The following is a 211-nucleotide window of genomic DNA, read 5'->3' on the forward strand; positions in this document are numbered from 1 at the left end:
TCGTCCGATCGTGGGCGATACAAGATTCGAACTTGTGACCCCTTCCGTGTCAGGGAAGTGCGCTACCTCTGCGCCAACCGCCCGGGTCCGCGTTTCTTGCTCATCGAAGCCAATGCTCAAGAAAAACGAGAGCGGACAACGGGACTCGAACCCGCGGTCTCAACCTTGGCAAGGTTGCGCTTTACCAACTAAGCTATGTCCGCAATCTGTC

Annotated in this window: 2 tRNA genes; both read right to left on the reverse strand. The window is 56.4% G+C overall.

Annotation, left to right across the window (positions count from 1 at the left end):
- Positions 1–11 precede the first annotated feature (11 nt).
- Positions 12–83: transfer RNA gene (locus EHS19_RS05350), tRNA-Val, on the reverse strand.
- A 47-nt stretch (positions 84–130) separates the two neighbouring features.
- Positions 131–203: transfer RNA gene (locus EHS19_RS05355), tRNA-Gly, on the reverse strand.
- Positions 204–211: the final 8 nt, after the last annotated feature.

It is taken from the genome of Bifidobacterium jacchi (assembly GCF_009078285.1).
GTDB classification, from domain to species: domain Bacteria; phylum Actinomycetota; class Actinomycetes; order Actinomycetales; family Bifidobacteriaceae; genus Bifidobacterium; species Bifidobacterium jacchi.